This window comes from Mucilaginibacter sp. P4_E8 (assembly GCF_056401495.1).
Genome location: NZ_JBFUJG010000065.1, coordinates 1 through 17334, shown reverse-complemented (window position 1 = coordinate 17334; position 17334 = coordinate 1). Strand labels below are relative to the sequence as shown.

The window sequence follows — 17334 nt, the reverse complement described above, 5'->3', positions numbered from 1 at the left end:
GTATACTTTATAGGTGTAATTATATCTGCACCTTTGCAATCAAACAGCATATACTATGAACCGTTTGGCCAATTCAACATCACCTTATTTATTACAACACGCAAACAACCCGGTTAACTGGTACCCCTGGGGTAAAGAGGCGCTGGAYAAAGCCAAAGCCGAAAATAAACTGATATTGGTGAGCATTGGCTACTCGGCCTGCCATTGGTGCCATGTAATGGAGCATGAAAGTTTTGAAGACGAAGCCGTAGCCGCTGTAATGAACGAATATTTTGTTTGCATTAAGGTAGACAGGGAAGAACGTCCGGATGTTGACCAGATCTACATGAGCGCCATACAGCTCATGAGTGGCCGTGGCGGCTGGCCGCTTAACTGTATTTGCCTGCCTGATCAGCGGCCTATATATGGTGGTACCTATTTCCGCAAGAACGATTGGACCTCCCTATTATTTAACCTGGCCGATTTTTATAAACAAAAACCTGAAGAGGCCGAAGATTATGCCGTACGCCTTACTGAGGGTATCCAGAAATATGAATCGGTAGAGTTTATTAGCGAACAGCCCGATTATACTAAAGATGATCTGCAGTTGATAGCTGATAACTGGAAGCGATATTTTGATAAATACGAGGGTGGTACCGGCAGCGCGCCAAAATTCCCGCAGCCCAATAACTGGCAGTTGTTAATGCGCTATGCCCATTTAATGCAGGATGATGATGTTGTAAAACAGGTAAAACTAACCCTTCATAAAATGGCTTATGGCGGTATTTATGATCATGTGGGGGGCGGTTTTGCCCGTTACTCGGTTGATGGCCGCTGGCATGTGCCGCATTTTGAAAAGATGCTGTATGATAATGCCCAGCTTATCAGTTTGTACGCAGAGGCCAATACCTGGCAGCCCGATGCGCTTTATGAGCAGGTGGTTGATGAAATTATTAAATTTTCTACAAGAGAACTGGCCTCGCCCGGACTTGGCTTTTACTCGGCGCTTGATGCCGATAGCGAAGGGGTAGAGGGTAAGTTCTATATTTTTACCAAAACTGAGATAGAAGAAATATTGGGAGATGATGCCGCAGATCTGTTCAGTATTTACTACCATATTACCGAAGATGGCAACTGGGAAGAGGAGCAGTCCAATGTTTTATTCCGCCGGGAAACGGATGAGCAACTGGCCAAAAAGTTGGGATTGGGAGTTAATGACCTATTAACGCAAATAAAGGCATCGCGTAAAAAAGTATTTGAAGCCCGCAGGCACCGCATAAGGCCCGGCCTGGATAATAAGATCCTGGCATCATGGAACGGTTTGATGTTGAAAGGGCTGTGCGATGCTTATCGCTCCTTCAATAAACCGGAGTATCTTGAACTGGCACTTAAAAATGCCGGCTTTATTTTAGATAATCTGTTAGGTCAAAATGGCAGGCTATCAAGGGTTTATAATAGCAATAAGTCAGGCAGTGATGTGCCGGTGGCTTTTTTGGATGATTACGCCAATTTTATTGATGCGCTGATAGCCTTGTATGAGGTGACCTTTGATGAAGCATGGCTGCAGCAAGCTAAAAAACTTACCGATACCGCTATCACACATTATTATGATGAAACAAGCGGCATATTTTTTTACACCGCCGATGATGATGAGCAGCTGATAGCCCGGAAATCTGAAATTATGGATGGGGTAACACCGGCCAGTAATTCGGCCATGGCGCGTAACCTTAAAAAGTTAGGCTTGCTTTTTGATAATGAAAATTATGCAGCGGTTTCGGCGCAGCTGTTACGTAACATTATGCCGCAGCTGGCTAAATATGGTACAGCCTATTCAAACTGGACTATGTTATTGCTGGAGGAGGTGTTTGGAACTTATGAAATTGCCATAGCAGGCAATGATGCCGAAACCATGCGAAAGGAAATTGAAAATAATTACATCCCCAATAAAATAATATTGGGTGGTAAAAAAGGAAGTTTACCTTTGTTGCAGGATAAGTTTGGTAAATCAACACAAATTTTTGTTTGTAAAGATAAAACCTGCGGATTACCTGCTAATAACACGGCCGAAGCTTTAAAACAAGTGGCAGAAGCCTGATTGCTTATTTAAAAATACTTTACAATGAAAATTGAACCACAGCACGTAGTGTCATTAACTTACGATTTGTATGTTGACCAGGATGGTACCGAAACTTTAACAGAAAGTGCCACACAAGAACAACCCTTAACCTTTTTATTTGGAGCCGGACAAATGCTGCCCAAATTTGAAGAAAACCTGAGCTCGCTATCAACCGGCGATACTTATGAATTTCGTCTTTCAGCAGGTGATGCTTATGGCGAATATGATGAAGAAGCCGTAGCCAACCTCCCTAAGGAAATGTTCCAGGGTACCGAAATTCCTGAAATTGGCAGCATTTTGCCTTTACAGGATAACAATGGCAACCGTTTTCAGGCACAGGTAGTATCAGTTGCAGAAGATGCTGTAATTGTTGACCTTAACCACCCAATGGCCGGTCAGGAATTGCATTTTAAAGGCAGCATCCTGAATGTACGCCCAGCCACTCCCGAAGAATTATCACACGGCCATGCACATGGCGCGGATGGTCACCACGCTCACTAAGCATAGTGTTGACTATATAATATGGAAAGCCCGTCATGAAAATGACGGGCTTTTTTAGTTTATAACTTTTTGTCATTCTGAGCATAGTGAAGAACTATCTCTTGAACGTAGTGAAAAATCCAATAGCCGACATACCTATTGAAGAATAGATCCTTCGTTCCTCAGGATGACAAATTAAGAATCATATGTTATTACAAACATCAAACGGCCCTGTCATCCTGAGCCTGTCGAAGGATCGCGCGGAGAGGCCTGCCCACCATGCTTCGACAAGCATGACAGCCTCTTTTATTTAGATTTTAAGCCTTCCGGATCTCTTTTGGTGTGAAAAATAGAGGCAATAAATACGGTGTTTAAATGCTCATCATACCAATAAACAATAACGTAAGGGAATTTCCTTATAGGTACAAAGCGTAGTTCGGTATCGTACCTTTTTGAAAAGAGCCTGGGATCGGATTCTATTGATTGTAAGGTGCTTTTAACCTCTTTTCTTAAATTCGTCGAAAGCCCTTTTTGTTGTTTTTCGTACCAATCACAAGTATCAATAAGTTCGAGTTCGGCCTGTTTTAAAAGTTTAATTGTAGGCACGGTTCAAATCATCTTCTATATCCGTCCAATTGCGGGCTGTTGTTTTTCCATCTAAAAAATCTTGCCTGGTTTGTAGCAGGTCCTTTATTTCAGTTTCGGAAAACGCATATTCTTTATCTGTATCAATACGGTAAGTTAAACCAAATCTGTTAAGTATCTCCTGTAGAACAGGCAGGTCCTTTTCATTTTGTATATTTACTGTAAGCGTGGTCATAAACAAATTTACTAAAGATAAAATTCAAAATGCCATGAATTTGGAATTTTATCAGTGCATCAGCTATTATTAACTTTGCGTGCGCGATGTGTATATTGGAGGTTGCTTCGTGCCGCAATCGGGTTTATCCCCTTAAAAAAAGTTTATCCCGCCATCATTATTTATCTGGCACTTGATCATGATGCGGCAGCCAATGGGCTCGCCGTTAACGGTGGCAGGAATAAATACCTTATCTTCATCATTGGGCATATCGGTGCTCATATTAAATACCTTTTCGTAATTGGCGCCACTGTATATATGTACTTTAAAATCGGCCAGCCTGCCGCCGGGGCTTACCAGTAGTTCAACAACTGCTACAGATAAATAGCGATTAATGTCCATCAGGTAGGCGGGGAGTTTAAACAATTTCAAATAGGGGATATACCCAAAATACCTGCCGCCTGCTTTAACCGGTTTGGTGGTACGGTCGGTGTCGGTTAAAACCTTATCCACAAAATACCGCAGATTTGATGTGGTATCCTCAACGGCCTCAAATAACAACTTTTTATTGGTATAATCATAGTTTTGAAGCTGACGGCCCCGCAAATCAAAAAAATGCCAGATGCCTGTTTTTTTATCATTATTAAACTGTCCGCTGGCTATAGCTATGTTTTTTGAAGATACAGCCTGATATAAACCCTGGCGTGTGCTTTTATCGCTCTTTAATACCGATATCCTTTCCATTACCGAATCTGTTAGCCGGTGTTTGCGTATCATGGTTTCCTGCGCAAAGCCTGTGTTTAAATAAAAAAGGGCGACAAATAATAAGGTAATACTTTTCAACGCAATTCAATTTGGGTAAATATAAAACAGGATTTATTGAATAGCAATAACAGGGCATTTTTAAACTTAGCCTCTTCCGCCGCCCCTTCTTCCACCGCCGCCTCCGCCGCCGCCATTCCTTCTTCCGCCGCCACCACCTGAAGGGCGACTACCTGCAAATTTTTGCAATCGTAAAGTAAATGTAAGCATAAAGTACCTGCCCAGCCGGTTGGTGCGGGTATCGATGATCTGGTTGCCTACCGCGGTACGGGTTACGCCTTTGTTTTCATCAAACAAATCAAACGCCTGGAAACGAAACGAGGCAATATGCTTTTTCAGGAATTGATATTCAAGGTAAGTGCTTAACAGGGTGGGGTTGGCCTTTACTGTACTGCTAAAGCCGTGGTTTATAGTTTGTGTTAAATTATAGCCCAGTACCCAGCTGTAAAAAAAATAATTGCGTCCGTCTAAACCCAGGGTCCAGGTGCTGGCATCGGTGTTTAATGACGATGGCAGGCTGTACTTTGTGGTATTAACGCTATAATTGGCGCTTAATTCGCTGTCCATAATACTGTCAATATCAACCCTTAGCTTAAGGCCCTGGTTTAATACCCAGTTTTTGCCCGTATTGCGCTGATCTTCAATGAATGATACATTATTGCTGTAACCTGCACCACCGTTTAATGTTACAGTGAATTTACGGTTGGCAAAAGGTTTTGAAAAAGAATAATTACCGTTGATGTTGTAAAGACCATTGGTGTTCAGGTAATGGGTTTCCTGTATGGTACTATCGCGTTGGCTGCTACTGCTGCCGGTTGAAGCTATATAAACCGGACTGGCATTGGTTACTATGGCATCCTGGGTTTCTGAGAATGACAGGTTGGTAAACAACGAATTGCCGGTGGCAATATCAAACTGATTATAACGCAGGTTCAAATTATTGGTGAACGAGGGCTTAAGATCAGGGTTACCATAAATCCTGTTTTGTGGGTTGGAGTAATCGGGCTGTACCTGCAGTTGTGTAAATGAAGGCTGGCTGTTTGAGCCGCTGTAATTAACCGTGAAAGAATGATTGCGTGAAAAGTTGTAGATAAATCTTGCTGTAGGTATATAATTAAAGGTGTTGGTATGAAAACGCTGGCTGTGCGATTCGCCATTAAGCGTGGATTGCAGTACGGCCATACCCAGCGTGTAATTGTATTTTGCCGCTATACCCCTCAAATTAACTCCAAAGCGGTTGGTGATAAACTGGTTATTATAAATAGTGCTCAATGAATCAACGTAAGTTTGATTACCTGTAGCCGGGTCAATGCGGTAATTGTAGCGGTTGTTATCGGTATTGGAATAATTATAACCATAGTTTGTTTCGAGGTAGGTTGTTTTGCCAATAGGCTCGATATAGGATAATCGGACGTTTGCCTTTTGCGAACTATTATCGGAGTTTACCTGCTGAAAAAGCGGGGTTACAACGGTATCCTGCTTAGTGGTGTATTCATCATGAAGACCCTGGTCGCTTTGTGAAAAATTGAGGCCAGCGTTCACACTAAAATTGCGGCCCCTTTTATGAAACTTATGGTTATACAATACCGTGAAGCCGCCGCTTTTTGATGTAGCATCAGTTATAGCCCGCTCATTACCGGTAACCAAGGTGTTTTTACGGGTGTTGCTAAAAATATCGGTGCTTACATCATTTGATATGCCGTACGAAAAATTGGGGTTTATTTTCAGATAATTAGAAGTATCAATCTTGTACTCCATATTAAAATCAAACCGGTGATTGATGCCATGATTTTTATCATCGCTGTTATCAGTATTTATTAAAGTACCCGATTGAAAAAGATTTTGCTCTACCGTTGTGCTGTTTTGGTCCTTGTCTTTATCGGCAAAGCTGTAGCTGCCATAAACGGTCATCTTTTTACTCCAGTCGTCGCGGTAATTGGTACCGATGGAACGGTTGGTGGTAATACCATTCGCGGTGCTGATCTGCGAGCTTCCGCCACTGCCCCCGCCACCCCCACGACCGGCCCTGCCACCGCCGCCACCACTGCCTCCCAGATTAAAGGAGTTGGTGTTGGTATTGTTCAATGTACCAATAAGGGCTATCTGCCGGGCATCCATAAACGTATTGGCCGATAAGCGCGCCTGATAACGGTCGTCATTACCGGCGCCAACACTGCCCTGACCAAAATTGCCACGGCTTTTGCCTTTTTGTATGGTGATGTTGAGTATTTTATCAGGGTCGCCGGTTTTTATGCCGGTTAAATTGGCCTGATCGCCATAATCATCAATTACCTGTATATTCTCCACAATATCGGCCGGCAGGTTTTGCGTGGCTGTTTGTACATCGCCGGTAAAATAATCCTTGCCGTTAACCCGCACCTTAGTTACCTGTTTGCCATGGGCGGTTACGTTGCCGTCCTTATCAACACTTACACCGGGCAGTTTTTTAAGCAGGTCCTCCACCGGCGATCCTTCCCTTACTTTATAGGCGCTTGCCTTGTATTCTACCGTATCTTCTTTGATGTTGATGGGGTTTGCTTCCGCAACTATTTTAACAGTCTTTAAAAAGTTGGTTTGTACTTTTATCTTAATTGGGCCAAGCATTATAGGTTTGGTATCATTATCCATTACAAAACGGCGTACCAGTTCCTTATAGCCAATACCACTTATTGTTATTTTAAAGTTTTTTGATGTAACAGCGGGGAAATTGAAAGTACCGTTGGTGCTTGTAGCAACGGAGATGCTATCCTTATCAGAAGTTAATTTTACAGTAACACCAGGTACGGTGCCTACAGTATCTATGACCGAGCCACTAACCTGGCGGGATTGCTGTGCAAAGGCCTGCGTTATAAAAAGGGAGAAAATAAAAGTAAGTAGTAATGGTCTGGTCATAGTTCAGGTTTAATTTAGGCTATTGACCGCAAAGGTTTAATTAAGTTTAATGGATTAATTGTATGTAATACAATTGTTGCAATAATTGCCTTTTGATGCTTAAACTTGTAACCATAACATATAGCACATGACAGCCTTAACTGATCAAGCCGATTACAAAACGGTAAGTTTTTCTGAAACCACCATTACCGAACTGATGATACCCTCGTACTCCAATTTCGGGGGGAAGATACATGGGGGTATTTTATTATCACTTATGGATAAAGTAGCCTATGTATGCGCTGCCAAACATGCCGGTTATTACTGTGTAACCGCTTCCATTGATACGGTTGATTTTTTGCACCCTGTAGAAGTGGGCGAGCTGGTATCACTCATGGCATCGGTTAATTATGTGGGTAAAACATCATTGGTAGTAGGTATCAGGGTGATATCAGAAAACATCAAGAATAACTCGGTAATGCACACCAATACCAGTTACTTTACCATGGTTGCTAAAGATGATAATAACAAACCGGTAAAGGTACCCGGCCTTATACTCGAAAACCGCGAACAGGTAAGGCGGTTTATTGAGGCCCGCCGTCGCAAGGAAATTAAACAAAGCTATATGAAAGAAGTGGAGCAAATACAGATGCCCGATAACTATGAACATTGCATTGCCCTGCTTATGGGCGAACGCTGTTTAGTAGCGGGGGAGTAGGGGTGAAAGCCGAAAGCCGAAAGCYGAAAGCCGAAAGGCGAAAGGCGAAAGGCGAAAGGCGAAAGGCGAAAGGCGAAAGGCGAAAGGCGAAAGGACATTATGTTAAGCTGACGAAATTCTGATAATCCCTTAATCCAAAAAATCCCGGTTCAGACAAAAATCAACGGAATCATATCAATCACTTAAATCAACGGTCAAGAATCCCGGTTCAAACAATAAACAGTGGTTTCAAATAATAAACAGCGGTTTCTGACAATATCCTGACGAAATAAAAACAAATTGAAATAAACTTAATGTTTTGGAGTTTATATATTAAGTATTGAGCTTACAGCCTTAATCACAATCTGCAAAGGGGATCTGATAATATCTGGTCACTGCACTCTCACCACTTAACTAATACCCACTTACAACTCAAAAGGACTATTCCTAAAAGGGTTTAAGTTTTAGTAGGGATTAGCCACAATCATATTTATATTTACAAAATGACAATTTAGTGATATTTATCACTAAATTGTGACCAATTAACTATTCCCTTTTTAAATTAAATCTCCCAAAACTTAATGGCTTTTTTAAACTCAGTGCTGGAACCACCTTCGTACGGCTGGACGGATGAAAATGGTAACCTTGCAAAACCAACCAATGGTAAAATTGTAAAAGAATTTTTTTCAAGACTGAACGTATTTAAGGATAAAAAAAATTGGTTGTCGTTTTTAAGCTGGTTTTTAGTATTGGCATTGGTACCGTTTTTAGCACTCTTTATATTTAAATATTTCACCATAACAGGTTTAATAGTTGCTTTTGTGTACAGCATGATCATTATGGGTACCCATGGCACCATTTGGCACCACAGGTATTGCACCCATGGTGCTTACACCTTCAGTAACAAATTCTGGAGATTTTTTACTCAGAATCTTACTCTTAAAATTATTCCTGAAGAGATCTATGCCATATCGCACCACGTGCACCATGCACTATCTGATCAGCCCGGCGACCCATACAATGCCCAGGGCGGTTTTATGTATTGCTTTTTGGCCGATGTAAACCACCAGCCGGTTGCCCGTAATTTGAGCGAGGCCGATTATAAACGCTGTATTAATTTAATGAAACATGTTGGCGTAATGCCTAATACTTATGCCCAATATCAAAAATGGGGAACCATTGCCAACCCTTACCGCACCATTGCCGGTATTATACTTAACTGGGGCTTTTGGTTCGCGGCATTTTATTTATTAGGTGGTATGGGCCTGGCATGTGCTGTTTTTGGTTCGGCTGGTATATGGGCTGTAGGCGTGCGTACCTTTAATTATGAAGGTCATGGTAAAGGTCAGGATAAACGTCGTGATGGCATCGACCATAACCGCGAGGATATGTCAATTAATCAGCTATGGCCTGGTTACGTTGCCGGCGAATGGCATAATAACCATCACCTGTTCCCTAAAAGCGCCCGCTCAGGTTTTAAAGCTCACCAGCTTGACCTGGCATGGTGTTACATTAAATTTATGAGCATGATAGGCGCAGTAAGCTCATACCGCGACTCTAAAAAACAATTTCTGCTGGAGTATTGCACTGTAAAACCAGTAGTAGTAGCACCCGCTGCAGAATACCCAACCAAAGCTAAAACATTGCTTGTAGTTGAATAATAATTAGTTCCTATAAAATTAAAAAAGGAGTGATCACTTAACGTGTCACTCCTTTTTTGTTAAACCAGTAGCAGGAGGTAAATTGGGCTGTGTAAAATATGTGTTATGGTTAAAATAGTACTACTTTATTTACCAATGGAATTTATAACTTAGTAAGGCCAATTATAGTGTAACATAAACACCAAAACTAATGCGTATTAAAATATTTTGTTTGTTTTTTTGCCTCCCATGCGTAATTCTTCTTAACCAAAAAGCAAAAGCACAAACTGCAGGGCTGGGTATATTTGATGATCAAACAGATGTAGGCATAGTAAAACATAAAGGCAGCGCCCAATACGACGCTAAACTTCAACAATACCACCTCGAAGGATCCGGTACTAATATATGGGCAACAAGCGATGCTTTTCATTTTGTATGGAAACGCATGAAAGGCGATTTTATATTGCGCACCAATGCCGCTTTTATAGGCAAAGGGGTTGAGGATCATCGTAAAATAGGGTTGATGGTACGTACCTCGCTCGATTCAAATTCAAAACACATTAACGCGGTTGTACATGGCGATGGTTTAACATCATTACAATATCGCAAAACAGTAAGCGGCATCACCGAAGAAAAAAAATCAAGCATTACCGGGGCCGGTGTTATACAGCTGGAAAGAAAAGGGAATACCTACACCATGTCGGTAGCCCGCAAAGGCGACCTTTTTGTAAACGAGGAAGTAAGCGATCTTGACCTGGGCGATGAAGTTTATGTAGGTATATTCATATGCTCGCACAATGCCGATGTAACTGAAAAAGCCACCTTTAATAATGTACGCATTGTTGTACCCGCGCCTGCGACACTGGTTCCGTACAGGGAGTACCTGGGGAGCAGTATCGAGTTATTGGACCTGGCTACACAAAACAGTACGGTTGTTTACCAGTCGCCAAAATCATTACAGGCACCCAACTGGATGAATGATGGCAAATCACTTATTTATAACAGCGAAGGTTCGCTGTATAAATTCAACCTTAAAACCAATGAGCCAACTGTATTAAATACAGGCCCGGCAAAAAACAACAATAATGATCACGTACTATCCTTTGATGGTAAAATGCTGGCTATTAGCAGTGGTGATGGCGGACCATCAATAGGCTATACCGTATCATCGGCAGGTGGCGAAGCCAAGCGGATCACACAAACAGGTCATGGCGCAAGTTATATGCATGGCTGGTCGCCCGATGGTAAGTATATTGTATTTTGCGGCGAACGTAATAAGGAGTTTGATGTATACCGAATCCCATCAGGCGGCGGTCCCGAAGAAAGGCTAACCACCAGTCCCGGTCTTGATGATGGCCCAGAGTATACACCCGATGGTAAATACATCTATTTTAACTCGGTACGCAGCGGATTAATGCAGGTTTGGCGCATGAAAGCCGATGGCAGCGAACAAACCCAGATCACTAATGACGATTACAATAACTGGTTTCCGCATATATCGCCCGATGGTAAATGGATCGAGTATATTACCTTCCTTAAAAACGAAGTTGAACCCGGCGATCATCCGTTTTATAAACATGTATTTCTGAGGGTGATGCCAGTTGGTGGCGGCCCATCAAAAGTGGTGGCCTATTTATACGGCGGGCAGGGTACTATCAACACGCCATCATGGGCGCCTGATAGTAAGCACATTGCTTTTATTAGTAATTCAAAATTATTGTTTCCTGTATTTCCAATGAGCAAGTAGAGAGAATCAAGCGTTTAGAATCAAGAGACGAGAATTAAAACAGCCAGGGGATATAAAATTATAACAAGATAATTCGTTTTAATACTAATTACTTTTATCTTGACTCCTGATTCTTATCTCCTTACGCTAAATTATATAACCTTAAAACAAAATACCATGCAAACCTCACGCAGATCATTTTTAAAAACAGGTGCCCTGGCTATAGCAGGTGCTGCTTTGTTGCCTGATAATTTATTAGCCGGAGAAAAGCGCCTGCAACGTGTTGGTGTACAGCTTTACAGTGTACGCGACGCCATGAAGGCCGATCCGAAGGGAACGCTTAAAAAATTAGCTGACGCAGGTTACAACCATGTAGAACATGCCAATTACATCGACCGTAAATTTTATGGATATACCGCCAGGGAATTTAAAAAGGTACTAATTGATCTTGAACTGAAAATGCCAAGCGGCCATACTGTAATGACTGCCCAACATTGGGATACAGCCAAAAACGATTTTACCGATGCCTGGAAATACACTATTGAGGATGCAGCTACGGTTGGCCAAAAATATGTAATAAGCCCCTGGTTAGATGAAAGCCTTAGAAAAGATACCGAAGGATTAAAGCGTTTTATGGAGCAGTTTAATAAATGTGGTGAGCTATGTCAAAAATCAGCCATGAAATTTGGGTATCATAACCACAACTTCGAGATCAGTACCAAGGTAGGGGATATTACGCTATATGATTTTATTATCCAGAACACTGATCCTAAATTGGTTACCCAGCAAATGGATATCGGCAATATGTTTAGCACGGGCGGCGTAGCGCTTGATTTTATCAATAAATATCCGGGCCGCTTTGAGTCATTACACGTAAAGGACGAAATTAAGGTTGCTATGAAAAGCGATGGCGACGATACCGAAAGTACCATATTGGGCGCAGGGGTATTGCCGGTAAAAGAGATCGTGCGTGCAGCCAGCAGAAAAGGCGGTACAGTGCTATTTATTATTGAGCAGGAAGCTTACCAGGGTAAAGACCCGATTGATTGTGTAAAAATTGATTTACAAATCATGAAAAAATGGGGTTATTAATATTATTCCCGTAACTTTCGATATACAATTAATTTCTGTTAGCTCTTTTAGTAATAGTTAAAATTACTAAGTTTGAAAATCGTTTTATAAACCAAAGCATACTTATAAATAATAAACCTGTACGCGTTTTTATAGTGCAGGTTATTTAATAAAGGGATTGCTAAAACCATTTACCATATATGCACAGGCGCATTGCAATAAAAAATCTGGCTTTAATTATTGGAGGGGCTGCTTTATTGCCATCCTGTATGCATGATAGTGGTAAAGCAACCGTCAAACTTAAAAATGTTGATATTAATGCCGACCAGGAAAAGCTGATAGGTGATATGGCCGAAACCATTATCCCCAAAACAAATACACCCGGCGCCAGGGATCTGCAACTGCATTTGTTTGTTTTAAAAATGGTTGACGATTGTTACACCAAAAAAGATCAGCAGGATTTTATGACCGGGATGGGTCAGTTTACGGAGCTTATTCAAAAACATTATAGCACTTCATTTGGCCAGTGTGATGTAAAGCAGCGTGAGCAGGCGCTTTTAAGTATTGAACAGGATAAGGATCCTAAAAACACAACCTATCCGGCAGAATTAAAAACATTTTATGGCATAGTTAAAGGCCAAACAGTAAACGGTTACACCACCTCCAAATATTTTATGACCAAACAGGTGGTTTATGAGTTGGTACCAGGCAGGTACAATGCATTTTATCCGGTTAAGAAAAAGCAAGCAGTATAAATAGTATGGCTAATTTAAATATTGATAGCATTAAGGATCGCACCTTTGATGCCATCGTAATTGGTTCGGGAATGAGTGGTGGCTGGGCTGCTAAAGAATTTACAGGAAAAGGGCTTAAAACCCTGATGTTAGAACGTGGACGCGATGTAAAACACATTAAGGATTATCCTACAACCAACATGTACCCATGGGAATTTGAGCACCGGGGCGAATTACCTATGGCTGTTCAGGAAGCCAACCCTATTGTAAACCGCTGTTATGCTTTTCATGAAGATGCCGCTCACTTTTTTGTAAAAGATAAAGAACACCCTTATGTACAGGATAAACCGTTCGACTGGATCCGCGGCTACCAGGTAGGGGGTAAATCATTATTATGGGCCAGGCAAACACAACGCTGGAGCGATTTTGATTTTGAAGGTCCTGCCCGCGATGGTTTTGCTGTTGACTGGCCTATCCGCTATAAAGATATTGCACCCTGGTACAGTTATGTTGAAAAATTTGCAGGCATATCAGGTAATAAAGACGGTCTGGCCGAACTGCCCGACGGAGAGTTTTTACCGGCCTTCCCATTAAACAGTGTGGAGGATTATTTTAGCAAACACGTTAAAAGTAAATATAGTAACCGCCATGTGATCAGCGCAAGGTGCGCGCATTTGTCAAAACCCACCCAGATCCATTTAGATCAGGGCAGGGCCCAATGCCAGGAGCGTATCCTTTGCCAGCGGGGTTGCCCGTTTGGCGGATATTTTAGCGCTAATTCATCAACCATACCCTGGGCGTTAAGATCGGGCAATTTAACATTAAGGCCATTTTCGGTAGTACAGTCCATTATATATGATGAAAACCTGGGCAAGGCTACCGGTGTGCGCATTGTTGATACCAATACCAAAGAAACCATTGAATATTTTGCACGTGTAATTTTTGTAAACGCGGCAGCGTTAAATACCAACCTGGTATTGTTAAATTCTACATCGCACCGTTTTCCTAACGGATTGGGGAATGATAGCGGCGTATTAGGTAAATATGTGGCCTTCCACAATTATTCGGCGCACATCAGTGCGGAGTATGATGGCTTTAAGGAGTGGACTACCGACGGACGTAACCCGGCAGGTGGGGGTTATATCCCCCGGTTCAGAAATGTGCGTAAACAGGAAACCGATTTTTTACGTGGTTACGCGTCTGGCTTTAGTGCCCACAGGCGCAGGGAACGTAATTGGGATGGCGTAGGCAGCAGCCTTAAAGAAAATTTGGTTAGTGATGAACTGGGGCCATGGTCTGTAGGATCACACATGATGGGCGAAACCATACCAAAAGAAGCCAGCTATGTAGCGCTTGATGCCCGGCAAAAAGACGACTGGGGTGTGCCTTTGTTAAAGATCTCGATGGATTATGATGATAACGACGCGAAGATGAAAAAGGATTATGTAGATCAGTTAACCGAAATGTTTACCAGCGCGGGTTTTACTAACATAAAAGCAAGCACTGATCAAAGGGCGCCCGGTTTGGATATTCATGAAATGGGAGGCGCACGTATGGGTAATGATCCTAAAACATCAATACTTAATAAATGGAACCAGCTTCATGCGGTTAATAATGTGTACGTAACTGATGGAGCCTGCATGACATCAACCTCATGCCAAAACCCATCGTTAACCTATATGGCTTTAACAGCACGTGCGGTTGACCATGCAGTTAATGAAATGAATAAAAGGAATATATAAGTCCCCAGCCCCCTAAGGAGGGAGTAGGAGAGATAAATTCCCCCTTTAGGGGGTTAGGGGGCTTAAAAAGCCTTGGTGTAAAAAAAACACAATGAAAATATTTGTAAAATAATTTTTATTCATACATTTAACGGAATAACCAAGTACTAAACAAATTCATTTAACCGAATAAATATGTCTGCAAACACTTATGACGCTATAGTCATTGGCTCAGGAATTTCAGGCGGGTGGGCTGCCAAAGAACTTACAGAAAAGGGTTTAAAAACCATTATGCTGGAGCGTGGTCGTAATATCGAACACATTAAAGATTATGTGAACGCTAATAAAGGACCCTGGGAGTTTCCGCACAGAGGCGGCCGTACCCAGAAAATGATCGAGGACTATCCGGTATTAAAGCGGGATTACCCACTGAACGAAGTTAACCTTGATTATTGGGCAAGCGATAAGGATAGCCCGTATACCGAAGTAAAAAGATTTGACTGGTTCAGAGGCTATCATGTTGGCGGCCGCTCATTAATGTGGGGCAGGCAATCATACCGTTGGGCCGATGTTGATTTTGAAGCCAACTTAAAAGATGGTATCGCGGTTGACTGGCCTATCCGCTATAAAGATGTAGCTCCCTGGTATAGCTATGCCGAAAAGTTTGCCGGCATATCAGGTAACAAAGATGGTTTGGCCATTTTGCCTGATGGTGATTTTATGCCGCCAATGGAGTTAAACGTGGTTGAAAAAGATGTAGCCAAAAGATTAAAAGATCATTATAAAGAGGCAAGGGATATGATCATTGGCCGTACAGCCAATATTACCTTACCGCATAATAACCGTACCAACTGTCAATATCGTAATAAATGCTGGCTGGGCTGCCCGTTTGGTGCTTATTTCAGCACGCAATCGGCTACTTTGCCGGCTGCTATGGCTACAGGTAACTTAACCGTTCGCCCATGGTCAATAGTAACTAAGATATTGTACGATAAGGATACCAAAAAAGCCAAAGGTGTTGAGGTTTTGGATGCCGAAACCAACCAAACCTATGAGTACTTTGCAAAAATTGTATTTGTTAACGCCTCTACCATTAATTCAGCCTGGATCCTGATGAACTCGGCTACTGATGTTTGGGATGGCGGCTTAGGTAGCAGCAGTGGCGAGCTTGGCCACAACCTGATGGATCACCATTTGGGTGTTGGTGCATCGGGCAGATTCGAAGGCTATGAAGATAAATACTACTTCGGACGCCGTGCAAACGGGTTTTACATTCCCCGTTTTGCTAACCTTGGCGGCGATAAACGCGATTTTATACGTGGTTTTGGCTATCAGGGTGCTGCAAGCCGCGAAGGGTGGAGTAGGGATATTGCTGAATTGAGTATTGGTAGTGCCTATAAAGACGCGCTTACCGAGCCGGGTTTATGGTCTGTTGGGATGGGCGGCTTTGGCGAAACACTGCCTTATCATGATAATAAAGTTACCATTGATAAAACCAAGAAGGATAAATGGGGTCTTCCTGTTGTTGCCATTGATGCCGAACTGAAAGACAACGAAATAAAGATGCGAATTGCCATGGAAAGCGAAGGAAAAGCAATGCTGGAGGCCGCAGGTGTTAAGGATGTACAAACGCATAGCAGTAACCCTTTTCTTGGCCGTGGAATTCACGAAATGGGAACCGCGCGTATGGGTCATGATCCAAAAACATCTGTTCTTAATAAGTGGAACCAGGTTTGGGATGCCAAAAATGTATTTGTTACCGATGGCTCCTTCATGACATCAGCTGCATGCCAAAACCCGTCACTTACTTATATGGCTATGACCGCAAGGGCAGCAAATTATGCTGTTGAAGCATTAAAAAAGAACGAGATCTAATTAATCAGATATCCAAATACAAAACCAATGACTGAAGAACAGGACAAAAGTACACCCAATCCGTCAAGGCGGGAATTTCTAAAAAAAGGTACAATAGCTGCGGCCAGCTTTATGATCGTTCCGCGTTTTGTGCTGGGCGGTAAAGGCTTCATTGCGCCAAGCGATAAGTTACTTATTGCCAGTGTTGGCGCGGGCGGTAAAGGCCAGAGCGACATTGCCAACTTTTACAAAAGCGGTAAGGCAGAGATTGCCTTCCTATGCGACGTGGACGACAGAAGATCTGCCAAATCACGTGCTGCTTTCCCTAAAGCCAAGTACTATAAAGACTGGCGCGAAATGTTTGATAAGGAACATAAAAACTTTGATGCCGTATCCATTTCAACTCCAGATCATAACCACGCCATTATCACTTACAGTGCCATGCAATTGAATAAACACGTTTACGTGCAAAAGCCAATGACGCATGATATTTGGGAAGCCCGTTTATTAACCGAAGCGGCTAAAAAATATAAAGTAGTTACGCAAATGGGTAACCAGGGTTCATCAAATGATGGTACCCGCCTGATGTCTGAATGGTATGATGCCGATCTGATTGGTGATGTACATACCGTTTACTGCTGGACTAACCGCCCGGTATGGCCTCAAGGTATAGCATGGCCGGCTCCTGCCCAGGAAATTCCAAAAGAACTGGATTGGAACCTGTGGTTAGGTACTGCTCCTAAAAAAGATTATGTAGATAAACTGGTGCCGTTTAACTGGCGCGGATGGTGGGATTACGGAACCGGCGCCCTGGGCGATATGGG

General features: G+C 42.4%; 14 protein-coding genes. 10 read left to right on the top strand and 4 right to left on the bottom strand.

The genetic code is table 11. The annotated features are described in order from the left end of the window. Positions 1–55 precede the first annotated feature (55 nt). Together AC1DRQ_RS19890 and AC1DRQ_RS19885 are read left to right on the top strand one after the other, a co-directional pair. Positions 56–2074 (top strand): thioredoxin domain-containing protein, encoded by a 2019-nt coding sequence (locus tag AC1DRQ_RS19890; protein WP_477426519.1) that lies wholly within the window; start codon positions 56–58, stop codon positions 2072–2074. Positions 2075–2098: 24 nt separating this feature from the next. Beyond that, positions 2099–2596 (top strand): FKBP-type peptidyl-prolyl cis-trans isomerase, encoded by a 498-nt coding sequence (locus AC1DRQ_RS19885; protein ID WP_429396411.1) that lies wholly within the window; start codon positions 2099–2101, stop codon positions 2594–2596. Between the two features lie 285 nt (positions 2597–2881). On the opposite strand, the gene AC1DRQ_RS19880 is transcribed toward AC1DRQ_RS19885, so the two are convergent. The 4 genes from AC1DRQ_RS19880 to AC1DRQ_RS19865 form a co-directional block, all read right to left on the bottom strand. Next, complete coding sequence (locus AC1DRQ_RS19880; protein WP_477426518.1) at positions 2882–3181, bottom strand: type II toxin-antitoxin system RelE/ParE family toxin; 300 nt, start codon at positions 3179–3181, stop codon at positions 2882–2884. Then, positions 3168–3395: a hypothetical protein gene (locus AC1DRQ_RS19875; protein WP_477426517.1), complete on the bottom strand. Its 228-nt coding sequence runs from the start codon at positions 3393–3395 to the stop codon at positions 3168–3170. Before AC1DRQ_RS19875 ends, AC1DRQ_RS19880 begins: the two co-directional genes overlap by 14 nt. 132 nt (positions 3396–3527) lie before the next feature. Next, the gene (locus AC1DRQ_RS19870; RefSeq protein WP_477426516.1) at positions 3528–4217 is read right to left on the bottom strand and encodes a hypothetical protein; all 690 of its coding nucleotides are present in this window, start codon (positions 4215–4217) and stop codon (positions 3528–3530) included. Positions 4218–4283: 66 nt separating this feature from the next. Beyond that, on the bottom strand, positions 4284–7088 hold the full coding sequence (locus AC1DRQ_RS19865) for a TonB-dependent receptor (RefSeq protein WP_477426515.1): 2805 nt from the start codon (positions 7086–7088) through the stop codon (positions 4284–4286). Between the two features lie 127 nt (positions 7089–7215). Between AC1DRQ_RS19865 and AC1DRQ_RS19860 the strand changes: the two genes are divergently transcribed. From AC1DRQ_RS19860 to AC1DRQ_RS19825, 8 genes are all read left to right on the top strand, one after another. Then, complete coding sequence (locus AC1DRQ_RS19860) at positions 7216–7785, top strand: acyl-CoA thioesterase (RefSeq protein ID WP_477426514.1); 570 nt, start codon at positions 7216–7218, stop codon at positions 7783–7785. A 560-nt stretch (positions 7786–8345) separates the two neighbouring features. After that, the gene (locus tag AC1DRQ_RS19855) at positions 8346–9425 is read left to right on the top strand and encodes a fatty acid desaturase (RefSeq protein ID WP_477426513.1); all 1080 of its coding nucleotides are present in this window, start codon (positions 8346–8348) and stop codon (positions 9423–9425) included. Positions 9426–9615: 190 nt separating this feature from the next. Continuing rightward, positions 9616–11151, top strand: a complete 1536-nt coding sequence (locus AC1DRQ_RS19850) for a TolB family protein (protein WP_477426512.1) — start codon at positions 9616–9618, stop codon at positions 11149–11151. A gap of 156 nt (positions 11152–11307) precedes the next feature. After that, on the top strand, positions 11308–12222 hold the full coding sequence (locus AC1DRQ_RS19845) for a sugar phosphate isomerase/epimerase family protein (RefSeq protein ID WP_429396431.1): 915 nt from the start codon (positions 11308–11310) through the stop codon (positions 12220–12222). A gap of 179 nt (positions 12223–12401) precedes the next feature. After that, the gene (locus AC1DRQ_RS19840; protein ID WP_477426511.1) at positions 12402–12956 is read left to right on the top strand and encodes a gluconate 2-dehydrogenase subunit 3 family protein; all 555 of its coding nucleotides are present in this window, start codon (positions 12402–12404) and stop codon (positions 12954–12956) included. A gap of 5 nt (positions 12957–12961) precedes the next feature. Further along, positions 12962–14677 carry a GMC oxidoreductase gene (locus AC1DRQ_RS19835; protein WP_477426510.1) on the top strand — a complete coding sequence of 572 codons (1716 nt, stop codon included), beginning with the start codon at positions 12962–12964 and terminating at the stop codon, positions 14675–14677. Positions 14678–14851: 174 nt separating this feature from the next. Further along, on the top strand, positions 14852–16531 hold the full coding sequence (locus AC1DRQ_RS19830; RefSeq protein ID WP_477426509.1) for a GMC oxidoreductase: 1680 nt from the start codon (positions 14852–14854) through the stop codon (positions 16529–16531). A gap of 27 nt (positions 16532–16558) precedes the next feature. Then, positions 16559–17334: Gfo/Idh/MocA family protein (locus AC1DRQ_RS19825; protein WP_477426508.1), on the top strand; the 776-nt coding region annotated here is incomplete at its 3' end.

Coding starts and splice junctions, on each gene's coding strand:
- AC1DRQ_RS19860 (WP_477426514.1), top strand. CDS start 7,216: ATGACAGCCTTAACTGATCAAGCCGATTACAAAACGGTAAGTTTTTCT.
- AC1DRQ_RS19830 (WP_477426509.1), top strand. CDS start 14,852: ATGTCTGCAAACACTTATGACGCTATAGTCATTGGCTCAGGAATTTCA.
- AC1DRQ_RS19850 (WP_477426512.1), top strand. CDS start 9,616: ATGCGTATTAAAATATTTTGTTTGTTTTTTTGCCTCCCATGCGTAATT.
- AC1DRQ_RS19845 (WP_429396431.1), top strand. CDS start 11,308: ATGCAAACCTCACGCAGATCATTTTTAAAAACAGGTGCCCTGGCTATA.
- AC1DRQ_RS19855 (WP_477426513.1), top strand. CDS start 8,346: ATGGCTTTTTTAAACTCAGTGCTGGAACCACCTTCGTACGGCTGGACG.
- AC1DRQ_RS19875 (WP_477426517.1), bottom strand. CDS start 3,395: ATGACCACGCTTACAGTAAATATACAAAATGAAAAGGACCTGCCTGTT.
- AC1DRQ_RS19865 (WP_477426515.1), bottom strand. CDS start 7,088: ATGACCAGACCATTACTACTTACTTTTATTTTCTCCCTTTTTATAACG.
- AC1DRQ_RS19840 (WP_477426511.1), top strand. CDS start 12,402: ATGCACAGGCGCATTGCAATAAAAAATCTGGCTTTAATTATTGGAGGG.
- AC1DRQ_RS19885 (WP_429396411.1), top strand. CDS start 2,099: ATGAAAATTGAACCACAGCACGTAGTGTCATTAACTTACGATTTGTAT.
- AC1DRQ_RS19835 (WP_477426510.1), top strand. CDS start 12,962: ATGGCTAATTTAAATATTGATAGCATTAAGGATCGCACCTTTGATGCC.